Here is a 15586-nt window from a genome sequence, read left to right on the forward strand (position 1 = left end):
GATGGATCGCGCGAACGCTGAGTTGGCGCGCGCCGCCCAGGCCAAGGACGAGTTCCTCGCCGCCATGAGCCATGAATTGCGCACGCCCCTGACCTCCATCCTGGGACTCTCCGAGACCATGGGCGATGGCCTGCTCGGTCCGCTGAGCGCCCAGCAGGAAAAGGCGGCGCGCATGATCCACGAGAACGGCACCCATCTGCTGGAACTCATCAACGACATCCTCGACATGTCGCGCGTGGCCTCGGGCCAGATGCATCTGCGCTGGGATCAGGTGCCGGTCGATCAGATCTGCGAGGCCAGTCTGCGGCTGATCGGGCCGGCGGCCAAGCGCAAGGGACTCAGGGTTTCGCTGGCGATCGATCCTCAGGCGTGGTTGGTGCGCGGCGACAGTCGGCGGCTCAAGCAGATGCTGGTCAATCTGCTGGGCAATGCGGTCAAGTTCACGCCTGAGGGCGGGGCGATCGGACTCGACGTCCAGGCCGATCCCGAGCGTGGTGAGCTGTGTTTCGGCATCTGGGATACGGGTGTGGGCATCCCGCGCGAGCAGTTCGAGCGGTTGTTCCAGCCGTTCGTGCAGCTCGACAACCGGCCGGCGCGTCAGTACGACGGTACCGGACTGGGGTTGGCGCCAGGGCAATCGCACGGCTCGGACTCAAGGAGCTGCACGCGACCGTGGCGCAGTGGGTCGCGCGCACGCGCACAGCGGCGGCGCGTGCGCTATCTTGAGGCTCAACATTCAGTCTGGAGGAAGACGCCTATGTCTCAAGCCGCCCTCGAGCCGGCCTGTTACGATGACATACTCGACCTGCCAGAACATCTGGTGGGCGAAATTTTGAACGGCACCCTGTATACGCAACCGCGTCCGGCCGCCAAGCATGCGCGTGCTTATTCGGCTCTGGGCTACCTGATCGGCGGCCCGTTCGACGGCAGTATCGGTGGGCCGGGCGGCTGGTGGATCTTCGACGAACCGGAATTACACCTCGGCGCCGATGTCCTGGTGCCGGATCTGGCCGGTTGGCGGCGCGAGCGGATGCCCGCCATTCCGGATACGGCTTGGTTCGATTTGGCTCCCGATTGGGTGTGCGAAATCCTCTCGCCCTCCACGGCCGCCAAGGATCGCGCGATCAAGCGGCCGATCTATGCGCGCGAGGGCGTCGAACATCTGTGGCTGATCGATCCGCAGACGCGGACGCTGGAGGTCTACCGGCTCCAGGCCGACGGGCACTGGCTGCTGCTCGATACGCTCAAGGACGACAGCCCCGTCAGTCAGCCGCCGTTCGAGGCCGTGACCTTCCCCTTGAACGCGCTCTGGACCGATTGAGCCTTGGGCTGGAAGTCACGCAGCAGATTGGACAGCCGTTGCAGCGTCTCGGGCGTGGATCGCTCGCCATAGCGCGCCGGGACATAGAGCGCGAGGAAACCGCCGACATCCGTGGCCAGATCCGGCCGCGCGGCGGCGATGCGCCGACCATAGTCGCCCGGCCCCTCGTGCGGCAGGCGCGGCAGTCCGACACCGGCCAGCCGCCGGCACAGACGCGCATAGAGCCGTTCGAGCGGGTCGCGCTCGGTGCGTTCGCGCATCAGGACCAGCAGGATGCCGCCCAGGGTCAGCGAGACGGCCAGCACCATCAGCACCGCCAGTCCATATTCCTGCCAGGCGCCCAGCCCGAGCCGATCCATGAGCCGGCGCTGATCCTGAGCCGAGAAATCCAGCACCCAGTTCTGCCAGGTCGCTTCCAGAGTGTCGCCCAGCAAACGCAGATCGCGCATCCAGCGTGCCAGTGCCGCCGCCTCGCCGAGATCGAAGCGCACAGAGGCGCCGGCCCCGAGCAGCTCGGTGGCCACGCGATTGTCGATGCGCGACGGATCGACCGCCGCCGTCGGATCGACCCGCACCCAGCCGCGTCCCTCGATCAGCACCTCGACCCAGGCATGGGCGTCGGACTGACGCACGATGGTATAGCCGCCGAACTCGTTGGTCTCGCCGCCGAGATAGCCGAGCACGATGCGCGACGGGATGCCCGCAATCCGCATCAGGAGCGCGAAACTGCCGGCATAGTGTTCGCAAAAGCCGCTACGGGTCTCGAACAGGAACTCATCGGCCGGGTTGGCGCCGAGTTTGGGCGGCAGCAGAGTGTAATAGAAGTTCTCGCGGTTGAAATGGGCCAGCGCCCGTTGGACGAGTGTCCAGTCGTCGGCGCGTTCTTCGCGACCATCCGAGCCATTGCCGCCCGGGGTACGCCAGTCCTCGACCAGGGCTCGCATCCGGGGGGTGACATTGTCGGGCAGTGCGAGCGCCAGCGCGCGCACCCGCTCGTCCGGCTCAGCGGTGCGATAGCTGAGGACCGAGCGCGCGTTGTAGCGCTTGAGCGCCGTCACCGGCTGGTTCGACAGCAACTGGTGGTCCGGACTGATCGCCGTGCCCTCCGGCTCGCTGACCGGCATGTCGAGCGCGAACAGCCAGCGTTGCTTGGTCGGCTCCATGACCACTTCGTACTCGATCGGGTCGGACGATTCGATCAGTCGCGCCGGCTGCTGCCGGTCGGACGGCGGTGCACCCGGCGTCCAGCGGCGTCCATCCATCTTCCACAGCACCGGACCGCGCCAGTAGAGCTGATTCGAATCCGGACGCCGGTCCGCGAAGCGCGCGCGAAAGGCCAGTTCGCCATTGACCGCCAGTTCGCTGATGTTGCCCGGCTCCATGCTGTCCGACATGCCCATCAAGCCCCTGGAACTGTCGATCCCCAGACTCCAGAGCGGCGCGGTCAGACGCGGAAAGAGCACGAAGAGCACGATGGTGAGCGGGATGGCCTGGAGCGCCAGTCGCGCACTCACCCGCAGCGCCGGGCGCAGACCCGCCGCCCCCAGTCCGCCATTGAGTTCGGTCAGCAGCGTGACCAGACCCAGGGCGATCAGTCCCAGATAGAAGGTGAGCTGGAAGGATTCGTCGAACAGGAACTGCACCACGCTCAGAAACCCGAGCAGGATTAGCACCAGACGCAGATCGCGCTTGGTGTCGAGCTCCAGCAGCTTGAGAACGATCATGGTCGCCAGTAGCGCCGAGCCGCCGTCCTGGCCGGTGACGGTGTGATAGGCCGCCAGACAGTTGCCCAGACCGGCGAAGGCCAGCAGGGCGCGAATCCGGCGGTTGGGTAGTGCCGCCGGCCGGTGCAGCGCCACCAGCCGGATGGCTAGGATCAGGGCCAGGAAGGCTGTTACCTGACCGTCGAGATAGCGCGCGAAGGGCGCGCACGCCGCCGCGACCAGTAGCGTGGTCCAGAGGATCTGATGACGCTCGGGCCGTTCGTCCGCCGGGATGCGATCGATCTTGGGTGCGATGGAATCAGTCTTGTGCATGGCCGAAGAGTGCCAATCGGGTCAGACAGCGTTCGGTATGAGCCGTGCCTTGGGACAGCCCCTCCACCGCGCCGGGCAGACGCAGACCGAAGCGCGTCTGGCCGGCGCTGACGTCGAGCACCTGCCGCGTCAGCAGTCCGAGCCGGATCTCGGGATCGGGCGCGTTGAGCCGTGCCCAGTCGATCCAGACCTCCTGGCCCTGCTCGCCGCCGTATTGCTTGACCACCAGCCCGCGTTCGCGCGCGTAAGCCTTCCAATCGATGTGTCGGATCGAGTCGCCCGGACGATAGCCGCGCGAGCCGAGATAGTCTTCCGCCCCTTCATGACGGGTGCGATGCGGACGTGGGCTGTCGCCGGCGTCATGGCCCGGTTCGGGCGCCTGGGGTGCGGGTTTGGGGAAGACCAGCGTCTTGGCCTCAGTGGCGACATAGGTCCAGGCGCGAAACAATCCCATCGGATGGCGCGTCTCGACCATCACGTCGGTCAGCCGATGCCAGCCGCGCTTCTCGGTCGGCACGGCCAGGGCGACCAGCGCCTGATCCCCGGCGCCGATATGAACCGGCGTCGGCGTCTCGCCGTTCTTGCGCAGACGGATGTCATGGCGCGGACGTTCGCCCTCGGCGCGCACGGCCACCTCGAAGCGCGCCCGTTCCCCGGCGAATACGGGTGATCCGCCGCGCGCCTGCACCGCCAGCCCCAGCAGATTGAACCAAGCATGATGCATGGCCACCAGCCCGACCGAAGCCAGGAAGAAGGTCAGCAGCAGTCCCAGGTTGTTCTGATAGTTCAGTGATCCGAGCAGCATCACCAGCATCACCGCGCCATACATGAACCCGGCGCGGGTCGGCACGATATAGATCTGACGCCCGCCGACACGCGCCACGCCGTCCGGTCCGGGCGGCACCCGGCGCAGCAGGCCGTCGAAATAGCGGTATGCGCGCTCGCGGAGGCTGTCGGAGACTTGGGACATGGCGTCAGGACGTGTCGTTGCGCTCAAGATTCGGCTCGGGTGTCGGTTTGACAGAGGATGTGGCGTCCCGTCGCGTCCGATTCAAACCGGCACGTTGGTCAGGATGAAACGCGCTACCTCGTCGTCTCCGATCCGCTGTCCGGGCTCGCCGCCCGTCAAACGATGCACGGCCACCGAGGGTAGCACCGCCTGCACGTCCTCGGGCATCACATAGTCGCGCCCGGCGAGCAACGCCCAGGACTTGGCCGCATGCAGCAGACCCAGCCCGGCACGCGGCGAGAGTCCATAGGCGAAACGCTCCGAGCCGCGCGTGAACTGTAAGATCGCATGCACATAGTCGATGATCGGCGGTGCGGCATGGATGCGGATCACGGACTTCTGCAACTCGATCAGCTCGGCATTGGTCAGGGCCGGTCGTTGGCGCGCGACCATCTCGCGTCGGTCCTCGCCGGCGAGCAGCGCCTTTTCCTGCTCGGCGGCCGGATAGCCGAGATGGATACGCATCAGAAAGCGGTCGAGCTGCGACTCGGGCAGCGGAAAGGTGCCGACCTGGAACAGCGGATTCTGGGTCGCGATGACGAAGAAGGGTTCGGGCAGGCGCCGCGTCTCGCCCTCGACCGTGACCTGCCGTTCCTCCATCGCCTCCAGCAGCGCGCTCTGCGCCTTGGGCGTGGCGCGGTTGATCTCGTCGGCCAGGATCAGTTGCGAGAAGATCGGGCCGGAATGGAAGCGGAAGCTCTCGGAGGCGCGATCATAGACCGAGACGCCGATGACGTCGGCCGGCAGCAGGTCGCTGGTGAACTGGATGCGCGAATAGTCCAGCCCGAGCAGCCGCGCCAGCAGATGCGCGAGCGTGGTTTTGCCGACGCCCGGCAGATCCTCGACCAGCAGATGACCGCGCGCGAGCAGGCAGGCCAGCGCCAGACGCAGCTCGCGATCCTTGCCGAGGATGACGGCGCCCGCCTCCTGCAGGATGCTCTCGGCGAGGTTGGGACGGGCGGGATTGGATTTCGGATGTAGGCTCATCAGGCACTCGGTGAGATCGCTGGCGCTCGGCTCGAGGCCGAAACGCGGTTTTCGGATCGGGATCAACCGAATTCCACAGGATTTCCATGTCGTTTTCCAGGCCGCGTGCATGGCGTCCAGGGTGCAAGATCGGCGGCAAATCGCCTAAACTGCCGATCCCTCTTTCGTCATCTCCCCACGGATCTGCTCTCCAAGATGCTTGCAAGCGATACCTATGACGTGATCGTGGTCGGCGGCGGTCATGCCGGCACCGAGGCCGCGCTGGCCGCCGCGCGCTGCGGCGTGCGCACCCTGCTCCTGACCCAGAACATCGAGACCCTGGGCCAGATGAGCTGCAACCCGGCCATCGGCGGCATCGGCAAGGGGCATCTGGTGCGCGAGATCGACGCACTCGGCGGTCTGATGGCGCGCGCCGCCGATCGCGCCGGTATCCAGTTCCGCATCCTCAACGCCAGCAAGGGGCCGGCGGTGCGCGCGACCCGTGCCCAGGCCGACCGCCAGCTCTACAAGGCCGCCGTGCGTGCGGCGCTGGAGAACCAGCCGGGGCTGGCGATCTTCCAGCAGTCGGTCGAGGATCTCCTCGTCGACGGCGAGCGCGTGACCGGCGTGCGCACCCAGATGGGTCTGGAGTTCCGGGCGCGTGCCGTGGTGCTCACGGTCGGCACCTTCCTCGGCGGGCGCATCCATGTGGGTCTGTCCAACTATGAGGGCGGTCGGGCCGGTGATCCACCCTCCAACGGGCTGGCGCGACGGTTGCGCGAGCTGCCGTTTCGCATCGAGCGGCTCAAGACCGGGACACCGCCGCGCCTCGACGCGCGCAGCATCGACTACAGTCGGCTCGCCGAGCAGCCGGGCGACGATCCGGTGCCCGTGTTCTCCTTCCTGGGCCGGCCCGAAGACCATCCCCGTCAGGTCAGTTGTCACATCACCCATACCAGCGAGCGCACCCACGACATCATCCGCTCGGGGCTGTCGCGCTCGCCGTTGTTCACCGGGGTGATCGAAGGGGTCGGGCCGCGCTACTGTCCCTCGATCGAGGACAAGATCGTGCGTTTCGCCGACAAGACCTCGCATCAGATCTTCCTGGAGCCGGAGGGACTCACGACCCACGAGGTCTATCCCAACGGCATCTCGACCAGTCTGCCCTACGACATCCAGGAGGCCCTGGTGCGCTCGATCGTCGGGCTGGAACACGCGCATCTGACCCGGCCCGGCTATGCGATCGAGTACGACTTCCTCGATCCGCGCGATCTCAAACCCTCGCTGGAGACGCGTCCCCTGTCGGGGCTGTTCCTCGCCGGTCAGATCAACGGCACCACGGGCTATGAGGAAGCGGGCGCTCAGGGGCTGCTGGCCGGGGCCAATGCCGCGCTCCAGGTCCGGGAGCGCGAACCCTGGCATCCGCGCCGCGATGAATCCTATCTTGGGGTCATGGTCGACGATCTCATCACGCGCGGAACGAATGAGCCCTATCGCATGTTCACCAGCCGTGCCGAATACCGGCTGCTGCTGCGCGAGGACAACGCCGATCTGCGTCTGACCGAGATCGGGCGCAGACTCGGTCTGGTGGGCGATGAACAATGGCGTGCGTTCGAGCACAAGCGCGAGGCCATCGAGCGCGAGCGCGAGCGTCTGCGCGACACCTGGGTGCGGCCCGAGGCGCTCGACCCGGCGTCGGCGACTCAGGTGCTGGGCGAGCCGCTGCGCCGCGAAGCGCGCGCGCTCGAGCTGCTGGCGCGGCCCAATGTCGGCTATGCCGGCATCCGGGTGCTGATCGGTGAACCGCCCGAGCCGGTCGCGCCCGAGGTCGCCGAGCAACTGGAGATCCAGACCCGCTACGCCGGTTACATCGACCGCCAGCGCGCCGAGATCGAGCGCCGGCGCGAGCAGGAGCTCAAGCCGCTGCCCGAGGGCTTCGACTATGCGCAGGTGCGCGGACTCTCGGTCGAGGTGCGCGAGAAGCTGATGCGGGTGCGCCCGGCGACCATCGGACAGGCCGCGCGCATTCCCGGTGTCACACCGGCGGCGGTCTCGCTGCTGCTGATCCATCTCAAGCGGCAGGCTGGTTCGAAGGGGATCGATTGATGTCGTTTGCGATCGACGCGCTTTCGATCAGCGTGTCGCTCGCCTTAACGCGCCGGGGCCATCTGTGGGTTGCAGCCGGATATGGAGCATGAGGTGTTGTCACAGGAAGTGTTGATCAGGCGATCCCCATCGCCCTGCTGGGACTCGTGGCGAATCTGGTCTGCGCCTGGCTGCTAAGGGACGGTCATGACCATCATCACCACCACCATGACCACGATCATCATCACGCCGGGCATCAGGATCCGAATCTGCGCGCCGCCTATCTGCATGTGCTCACCGACGCGGCGACCTCGGTGTTCGCGATCCTGGCGCTGTTCGGCGGCAAGCTACGGACAGCCTCGAACCGGACGACGTCCGGCGGGCGCTGAGCATCCACGAGGAAGAGGAACCGGTCCACGTCACCGTGGAGATCAATCGGCGCGCCGCGCCCGGCCGGCGGACCTGACCGGGGCATCGCGACGGCGCATCACAGAATCGGTTCAGAACTCTTCCCACTGATCACCCTCGTCGGCGGCCAACGTCGGCTTGGGCCGTTTGGCGACCGAGGCGCTGCTCGTCTTGCGCGCGGGTTCGGGCGTTTGGGGGCGAGACTGGACCCTGGCTGGAGCCGAGGCGCGGGTGAGTTTGAAGATGGAGACGATCTGCGACAAGACGCGCGTCTGATCCTCCAGACTCTCGGCGGCGGCGGCGGCCTGTTCGACCAGAGCGGCGTTCTGCTGGGTGACTTCATCCATCTGGGCGATGGCCTTGGTCACTTGCTCGATTCCCGAACTCTGCTCACGCGAGGCTCCACTGATCTCATCGACCAGCGTCGTGACCTGACGGAAGCTGTCGAGGATCTCGGACATGGTCGAGCCGGCCTGCGCGGCCAGCTCGGCGCCGCCCTCGACCTTGCCCACCGAGTCGGTGATGAGCTCCTTGATCTCCTTGGCCGCCTGGGCGCTGCGCTGGGCCAGATTGCGCACCTCGGCGGCGACCACCGCGAAGCCGCGCCCCTGCTCGCCGGCACGCGCCGCCTCCACGGCCGCGTTGAGCGCCAGAATGTTGGTCTGGAAGGCGATGCCGTCGATGACGCTGATGATGTCGGCGATGCGCCGGCTCGACTCCCGGATGTCGCTCATGGTGCCGACGACACGCTGGACCATGTCCCCGCCGCGCGCGGCGATGGTGTTGGCGTGCTGGGCCAGTGAGTTGGCCTGTTCGGCGTTCTGGGCGTTCTGCTTGACCGTGGCGTTGAGTTCCTCCATGGAACTGGCCGTTTCTTCCAGGCTTGCGGCCTGTTCCTCGGTGCGCTGACTGAGATCCTGGTTGCCCGAGGCGATCTCGCCCGCGGCGGTGCTGATGGCCTCCGAGACTTCCAGGATGCGTCCGACCACCTCGCGCAGACGCGCGACCGTGGTGTTGGTGTCCTCCTTGACCTGACCGAAGGTGCCGCTGTAATCGGCCTCGATGGTGCGGTTGAGATCGCCCGAAGCCATGGCATTGAGCACGGCGGCGACATCGGCCAGCCCCCGGGCCATGATCTCGATCAGGCGGTTGAGTCCCTCGCCCAACTGTAAGAAAAAGCCGTCCTTGCCCTGGAGCTCGATGCGGCGCGTGAAGTCGCCGTTGGCCGCCGCCTGGACCAGCTCGGCGATCTCATGTTCGGCCGTGACCTCATTGGTGCGATCACGCCATTGCGTGACCCGACCGGCATAATGACCGTCGTCGTCCCAGACCGGCGTGGCGATGAGCCTTAGATGGCGTTTGGCAAAGAGCATGTCGAAGTGTCGGGTCTCGGTGAGTTGCTCGCGATAGGCCGCGGCAACGGCCGGATCCTCGAAATGCTGCGCCAGGGTCGAGCCGATCAAGCGGTCGGGATCGAAATCCGGGCTGTGACGCCGGATCTCAGGCGTCAGGGCTCGCCACAGATCCATGCAAGCCTTGTTCATGTAGATCAACTGGTTGAGATTGTTCGAGATCGTGACCGGCAGGGTGGCATTGTTCAGACCGATACGGATGCGTAGATTCTCCTGCGCCACGCGCCGCGCGTCCTGGATATCGAAGTTGAGCCGGGCCTGGACCGACTTGACCGCCAGCATCATCTCACCGAGTTCGTCCTGGTTGTCGATGACGATGCGGGTGCTGTAGTCGCCGTTGGCGAGGGCTTCCAGATAGCCGAGCGTCTTGCGTAGCGGACGGGTGATCTTACGCACCAGCCAGACGCCGAGCAGGATGGCCGTCACCAGCGCCAACAGTGAGAAGGCGATGGCCTGGCGTTCGGCCAGCTTCGCGGACGCAATGGCGGCGTCGCGCTCGGCTTGCGCGGCACGGCTGACCTTGCCGGCGGCGTCCATGATCAGATCCTTGTAGGAACGCCAGACGACATTGTCCTGGGTGTCATAGATCTCCTTGGCGCCGATCAGGTCGCCGGTGCTGATCCGGATCAACACCTGACCCTGGATGCCGCTGTGGCGCTCGCGTTCCTGCTCGATGCGTTCGAGTACCTGGAGCGCCTCGCGGTCATCGGCCGAGAGCCGGCGCGCCGTTTCCAGATGCTGAGCGAATTGCCGGCTGCCTTTTTCGACATTGTTGCGCGCCTGCTTGTCGCTGGGTTCGAGCAGCAGATAGCGCATGGCGGCGGCCATCTGCAGACCCTCGCCGAGCATGCCGTCGTAGGCCTGTTCCAGGAGCTGGGTTTCATCGTTGATGTGCTGCAATTGCGCGGCGGCACGATCCAGGCTCATGAGCGAGAGCGCCAGCGCCAGCACGAAGAGCGCGGAGATGAGGAAGAGACCGCCCGGTAAGGCCCAGCCGATCGGTGTGTCGTTGATTTTGGCGATGATCCGGCGTAGCGGTCTTTGGGCCGGTTTGCCCGCGCGCAGCCGTGCATAGATCGCCTCGGCTTCGGCGATCTGCTCGCGCGTGGGCTTGCGGCGCACCGAGATATAGCCGGTGACTTTGCCATTCTCGCGTAGCGGCGAGACATTGGCCTCGACCCAGTAGAAGTCGCCGTTCTTGCAGCGGTTCTTGACCAGCCCGGTCCAGGGACGGCCGGACTGGATGGTCTGCCACATGTCCTTGAAGGCCGCCGGCGGCATGTCGGGGTGACGGATGATATTCTGCGGGGCGCCCATCAGCTCCTGTTCGGTGAAGCCGCTGATGTCGACGAAATCCCGGTTGAAGTCGGTGATTCGTCCCTTGAGATCGGTCTTGGAGACGATCAGTTGGTCGTCACGCATCACATGCTCGGTGGCGGTGACGGGCAGATTCATGCGCATGGTTGGTCGTGTCCCCTCATGTCGTTACGGCTTGGGCGCGATTCGGCAAAATCGACCAAGCATTGAATGTCGTGCCGGACAAGTCAAGCCTCGGAAAGGGTTCGATCGGCCTATACTCATCATCTTCCGATCGCAATCTGGAATCCGCCGAGGTGGCTCACATGGTCCGTTTCGCGTCTAGTCGTTTCCTATCGCTGTCCGGTTCCGCCTTGATGGTCGTGACGCTCGGCGCCTGCGTTTCCACGCCCGATTCGGGTGAGGGTCTGGGCATCGAGCCCATCGCGCCCGGTCGCGGCATCGATGATTTCGTCCTGGTCGACTGCCTGCTGCCGGGCCGGATCCGCCAACTCGGAACCCGGATGACCTATCTGAGTCCGCGCCGTATGGTCAAGTCGACCAAGAGCGACTGCGCCATCCGGGGAGGGGAGTTCGTGCTCTTCGATCGCTCGGATTACTCCAGCGCCCTCGCCACCCTGCTGCCTAAGGCACGCGCGGGCGATCCCGTGGCCCAGACCTATGTCGGCGAGATCTATGAAAAGGGGTTGGGACTGCCCGCGCCCGATTACGCCGGCGCCGCCGACTGGTATCGCCGGGCGGCCGAGCAGAATCATGCCCCGGCCCAGATCAATCTGGGGACGCTCTATGAACGCGGTCTGGGGGTTCCGGCCGACAAGGCCAGGGCGCTCGATCTCTATCGCCGTGCCTCGGGGCTGACCGAGGATCGCCTGATCTTCGAGTCCAGACTCAACGCCGAACGCGAGGCCTTCCAGCGCGAGCTTGCGGTGCGCAACCGGGTCGCCGCCTCACTGCGCACCCAGTTGCAGCAGTCCAAGGCCGTCGCCGAAGCGGCTCCGTCGCCGACCCCGGCTCCAGCCTCTCCGAGACCGACCGCGCCGAAAGCGGCCCCGATGACCACACCCGCCCCGGTCGATCCGGTGCAATTGCGGCGTCAGGCCCAGAGTCAGGCGCTCGACGCCAAGAGCGAGGCCGAGCGCATCGAGAGGGAGCTGCATGCCATCGAGCAGCTCAAGCAGAGCGAGGCCGGCGCCTCGGGCAAGGCCGCGCAGCTCGGCAAGCTGGAACTCGTGCGTCGAGATCAACGCCGGTCGTTGCTCGACACCTCGCTTCAGCTCTCGCAGGTCCAGTAGGTGCGTATGAGTCATCGACGGATGATCGGGGCGCTGACAGGACTGGCGCTCCTCGTCTCGGTCGCGACGGCGGCCGAGACGGACACGGACGCTTTCGACCTAACCATTCTGCATATCAACGACCACCATTCGCATCTCGAACCCAGGCTGGACGCGCGGCTGGAGTTCCCTGACCCCCTCGGCGCCATCGAGGTCGAGATGGGTGGTTTCGCCCGTGTCGTGGCCGGAATCCGGGAACTGCGCGCGCGCTATCCGGCGAGTCTGGCCCTGCACGCCGGCGATGCCGTCACAGGCACGCTCTATTACACGCTGTTCAAGGGCGAGGCCGACGCGGCGGCCATGAATCAGGTCTGCTTCGACGCCTATGCGTTGGGTAATCACGAGTTCGACGATGGCGACGCCGGGTTGGCGCATTTTCTCCGGATGCTCACCGGCGATCCGTCCGGCTGCCGGACTCCGGTGCTGGCGGCGAACGTCGTTCCGGCGCTGGGGACACCGCTCTATCCGCGTGCGGGTGAACGCCTGATCCAGCCTGAGGTGGTGCTGAGGGTCGCCGGCCGGCGCATCGGGATCATCGGACTCGACATCTCGGGCAAGACCCGGCGCTCGTCGCGTCCGCTCGACTCGACGGTCTTCCTCGACGAACTCACGACCGCGCAACAGCGGATCGATGCACTCACGGCCCAGGGGATCGACAAGATCCTGCTGCTGACCCATCGGCAGTATCTCAACGATCTCGACATGGCGCTGCGTCTGCGCGGAGTCGATGCCATCATCGGCGGCGATTCGCACAGTCTGCTCGGCGAGTCATTCGCGGGCTGGGGGCTGAATCCGAGCGGTCCCTATCCGACCGAGACACGCGATCCGGACGGCAACCGCGTCTGTGTCGTGCAGGCCTGGCAGTACGCGAGTGTCGTCGGCGAGCTGCATCTGAGCTTTGACGCCGACGGGCATGTGACGCGCTGCGCGGGGACGCCGCATCTGCTCCTGGGCGAGCGATTCGCGCGCGATGGCCGGCCGCTGGACGGCGAGGCGCGTCAGGCGGTGCTCGATGCCGTCGCGGCGGCGCCCGAACTTGGGATCGTCGCGCCCGATCCGTCCACCCTGGCCCTGATCGGGCGCTATTCCGAGCAGGTCGAGCGGCTCAAGCAGACCATCGTCGGGGTAGCGGTTCAGGATCTCTGTCTGGAGCGGGTGCCGGGGCAGGGGTTGAGTGCCATCTGTGACCTGCGCGCGACCCAGGCCCATGGCGGGGACATCCAGCAACTGGTGACGGCGGCCTATCTGGCGCGTGTTCCGGCGGCGGACGTGGCGATCCAGAACGCGGGCGGGGCGCGGATCGACATCCCCGCCGGCCCGATCAGCATCAGCGACGTCTACAGCCTTTTGCCCTTCGCCAATACCCTGGTCGAGCTGCGTTTGACCGGCACCGAGATCAAGAGCGCGCTGGAAGAGGCCGTCGCCGGCTTCATGGATCAGGCGGACGGATCGGGCGGCGCCTATCCGGTGGCGGCCAATCTGCGCTGGGAACTGGATCTGAGCCGGCCGCGCGGACAACGCTTCAGCCGCATCGAGATCCGGCGGCGCGGTGCGCCTGACTGGCGGCCGCTGGAGGACGCCGAGGAAGTGGTCGTCGTGACCAACAGTTTCCTGGCCGGTGGTGGTGATGGTTACGCGACCTTCAAGCGCGCGAGCGAGGAGGGGCGCGCCACCGATACCTTCATCGATTATGCTCAGGGCTTCATCGATTATTTGCAGCAGGATCTCGGCGGCGCGGCGCCCGGTGATCCGATCCTTGCCACGCCGCCCGAGGTTCGGGCGCTTCCCTGCGCCGATTACAGCACCCAGCGCTTCGTCGATGGGTTGGGCCGACCGTTGCAGCCGGACCCGGCGGTGCTTCAGAACTGCGGCGGCTAACCGCCCACCAGGGCCAGCAGCACGCCGGCCGCAACCGCCGAACCGATGACGCCGGCCGCCCCGATCAGCGGATTGACCTTGCCGCCCGTGACCCGATGCATGATCTTGCCCATGATGACGCCGGCGGCGGTGCCGATGCAGAAGGCGAGCGCCCCCAGCAGCAGGATGCCCAGCGTCTCCATGGTCAGGAACTTGTCGGCCGAGAGCCTGGAGCCGACCGCCAGACCCAGCAGGATGGTGACGATGTTGATGATCTCGTTCTGCGCCGCGCGGCTCAGACGCTCGACCACGCCGCCTCGCGCAGCAGATTGCCGAAGGTCAGCATCCCGATCAGAGGCGCGGCCGAGGGCAGCAGCAGGGCACAGAGGATCAGCACCACGAAGGGGAAGACGATGCGCTCCAGCCGCGAGACCGGACGCAACTGCTGCATGACCACCGCACGCTCCTTCTTGGTCGTCAGAGCGCGCATAATCGGCGGCTGGATGATCGGCACCGGGGCCATGTAGGAATAGGCCGCGACCGCGATCGCCCCGAGCAGCTCGGGCGCGAGCTCGGAGGCCAGGAAGATGGCGGTGGGACCGTCGGCGCCGCCGATGATGGCGATCGCCGAGGCCTCCTTGAGCGTGAAATCGAAGCCCGGCAGAAAATTGAGCGCCATGGCCCCGAGCAGCGTGCCGAAGATGCCGAACTGTGCCGCCGCCCCCCAGCAGCAGGGTCGAGGGCCGCGCGATCAGGGCGCTGAAGTCGGTCAGCGCCCCGACGCCCATGAAGATCAGCAGCGGAAAGACTCCGGTCTCGATTCCATCATGGCGTCAGCCCAGCACGATCAGGCTTACTTGATCTTGCCTTCCTTGTACATGACGTGCTGGCGGATGACGGGATCGAACTTCTTGATCTCCATCTTGCCGGGCTGATTGCGCTTGTTCTTGGTCGTGGTGTAGAAGTGACCGGTTCCGGCGCTGGAGTTCAGGCGGATCTTTTCGCGTGCGGCCTTGGCCATGGGGGAATCCTCCGGTTAGACCTTGACGCCGTCGGCGCGCAGGTCGACGAGCACCGCATCGATGCCCTTCTTGTCGATGGTGCGCATGGCCTTGGTGGTCAGGCGCAGCTTCACCCAGCGCTTCTCGGCCTCGACCCAGAACCGCTTTTCGTGCAGATTCGGCAGGAAACGGCGTTTGGTTTTGTTGTTCGCGTGCGAGACGTTGTTGCCGGTGAGGGGGCGCTTACCGGTAACCTGACAGACCTTGGACATGGCGGGAATCCCTACAAGTCGGCGTTGTTCAGTGCTAAAGACCGCGCACTCTAACACAGTGGTCAAAATCGACGCAACAGAAAACCCGATTCTCGTCATCGCCGGCGAGTTGTTGCAGAATGCTGCTCGAACCGCGTCTTTCGACGCTCCAGCGAGGAAAACCATGTATCCCGCATCGCTCTGGATGACACTCGGTGCCGTCGGCGGTCTGCTGACGGTGGCGCTCGGCGCCTTTGGCGCGCACGGACTCAAGGGCCGGATCGATCCGGCGCTCCTGGCCAACTGGAACACCGCCGCCGATTATCTGGGCCTGCACGCGCTGGCACTGCTGGCCTGTGGTCTGACCCTGCTGCATCGGCCCGAGGCCGGGCTGGTGAACTGGGCCGGTTGGGCCTTTGTGATCGGCGTCTGTCTGTTCAGCGGCAGTCTGTTCGCCATGACGCTCACCGGGCTGCGTCAGTTGGGCATGATCACGCCCATCGGCGGTGTCCTGCTGATCCTGGCCTGGGCGCTGCTGGCCGTGGGCGCGGCGCGTCTGGCCGGCCCGTTGGTCTGAGTACGGAGCGAGACC

12 protein-coding genes and 2 pseudogenes are annotated in these 15586 nt (G+C 66.0%); 7 read left to right on the forward strand and 7 right to left on the reverse strand.

Going from position 1 to position 15586, the window contains the following annotated elements; genetic code table 11:
* Position 1: 1 nt before the first annotated feature.
* Positions 2-616, forward strand: a pseudogene (locus tag Atep_RS16325) (sensor histidine kinase); the annotation flags it as partial.
* A 141-nt stretch (positions 617-757) separates the two neighbouring features.
* Positions 758-1321 carry a Uma2 family endonuclease gene (locus Atep_RS00325; protein ID WP_213381317.1) on the forward strand — a complete coding sequence of 188 codons (564 nt, stop codon included), beginning with the start codon at positions 758-760 and terminating at the stop codon, positions 1319-1321.
* Here Atep_RS00325 and Atep_RS00330 read toward each other — a convergent pair.
* The 3 genes from Atep_RS00330 to Atep_RS00340 all read right to left on the reverse strand — a co-directional run bounded on the left by Atep_RS00330 (position 1267) and on the right by Atep_RS00340 (position 5353).
* On the reverse strand, positions 1267-3357 hold the full coding sequence (locus Atep_RS00330) for a transglutaminase TgpA family protein (protein ID WP_213379477.1): 2091 nt from the start codon (positions 3355-3357) through the stop codon (positions 1267-1269). The genes Atep_RS00325 and Atep_RS00330 overlap by 55 nt on opposite strands.
* A complete protein-coding gene (locus Atep_RS00335) occupies positions 3344-4327 on the reverse strand; it encodes a DUF58 domain-containing protein (protein ID WP_213379479.1) in 984 nt (327 codons plus the stop codon). The genes Atep_RS00330 and Atep_RS00335 overlap by 14 nt, the downstream gene beginning before the upstream one ends.
* An 81-nt stretch (positions 4328-4408) precedes the next feature.
* The gene (locus Atep_RS00340) at positions 4409-5353 is read right to left on the reverse strand and encodes an AAA family ATPase (RefSeq protein ID WP_213379481.1); all 945 of its coding nucleotides are present in this window, start codon (positions 5351-5353) and stop codon (positions 4409-4411) included.
* Positions 5354-5548: 195 nt separating this feature from the next.
* Between Atep_RS00340 and mnmG the strand changes: the two genes are divergently transcribed.
* Together mnmG and Atep_RS00350 are read left to right on the forward strand one after the other, a co-directional pair.
* Positions 5549-7438 (forward strand): tRNA uridine-5-carboxymethylaminomethyl(34) synthesis enzyme MnmG, encoded by a 1890-nt coding sequence (mnmG, locus tag Atep_RS00345; RefSeq protein WP_213379483.1) that lies wholly within the window; start codon positions 5549-5551, stop codon positions 7436-7438.
* Between the two features lie 128 nt (positions 7439-7566).
* Positions 7567-7806 carry a cation efflux transmembrane domain-containing protein gene (locus tag Atep_RS00350; protein WP_419467464.1) on the forward strand — a complete coding sequence of 80 codons (240 nt, stop codon included), beginning with the start codon at positions 7567-7569 and terminating at the stop codon, positions 7804-7806.
* 111 nt (positions 7807-7917) lie between these two features.
* Here Atep_RS00350 and Atep_RS00355 read toward each other — a convergent pair whose 3' ends face one another.
* Positions 7918-10692: a methyl-accepting chemotaxis protein gene (locus tag Atep_RS00355; RefSeq protein ID WP_473697689.1), complete on the reverse strand. Its 2775-nt coding sequence runs from the start codon at positions 10690-10692 to the stop codon at positions 7918-7920.
* A 218-nt stretch (positions 10693-10910) separates the two neighbouring features.
* Here Atep_RS00355 and Atep_RS00360 point away from each other — a divergent pair, with 218 nt between their 5' ends.
* Positions 10911-11846, forward strand: a complete 936-nt coding sequence (locus Atep_RS00360) for a tetratricopeptide repeat protein (RefSeq protein WP_236786294.1) — start codon at positions 10911-10913, stop codon at positions 11844-11846.
* A gap of 6 nt (positions 11847-11852) precedes the next feature.
* Positions 11853-13763 (forward strand): 5'-nucleotidase C-terminal domain-containing protein, encoded by a 1911-nt coding sequence (locus Atep_RS00365; RefSeq protein WP_236786295.1) that lies wholly within the window; start codon positions 11853-11855, stop codon positions 13761-13763.
* Here the strand turns inward: Atep_RS00365 and Atep_RS00370 are convergent.
* The 3 genes and pseudogenes from Atep_RS00370 to rpmB all read right to left on the reverse strand — a co-directional run.
* Positions 13760-14572, reverse strand: a pseudogene (locus Atep_RS00370) (sodium ion-translocating decarboxylase subunit beta); the annotation flags it as partial. The gene Atep_RS00365 and the pseudogene Atep_RS00370 overlap by 4 nt on opposite strands.
* A gap of 23 nt (positions 14573-14595) precedes the next feature.
* On the reverse strand, positions 14596-14763 hold the full coding sequence (gene rpmG / locus Atep_RS00375) for a 50S ribosomal protein L33 (protein ID WP_132976551.1): 168 nt from the start codon (positions 14761-14763) through the stop codon (positions 14596-14598).
* Positions 14764-14778: 15 nt separating this feature from the next.
* The gene (gene rpmB / locus Atep_RS00380; RefSeq protein ID WP_012969432.1) at positions 14779-15015 is read right to left on the reverse strand and encodes a 50S ribosomal protein L28; all 237 of its coding nucleotides are present in this window, start codon (positions 15013-15015) and stop codon (positions 14779-14781) included.
* A 163-nt stretch (positions 15016-15178) separates the two neighbouring features.
* On the opposite strand from rpmB, the gene Atep_RS00385 reads away from it, so the two are divergent.
* Positions 15179-15571 carry a DUF423 domain-containing protein gene (locus Atep_RS00385; RefSeq protein WP_213379489.1) on the forward strand — a complete coding sequence of 131 codons (393 nt, stop codon included), beginning with the start codon at positions 15179-15181 and terminating at the stop codon, positions 15569-15571.
* Positions 15572-15586 lie beyond the last annotated feature (15 nt).

It is taken from the genome of Allochromatium tepidum, from assembly GCF_018409545.1.
GTDB lineage: Bacteria > Pseudomonadota > Gammaproteobacteria > Chromatiales > Chromatiaceae > Thermochromatium > Thermochromatium tepidum_A.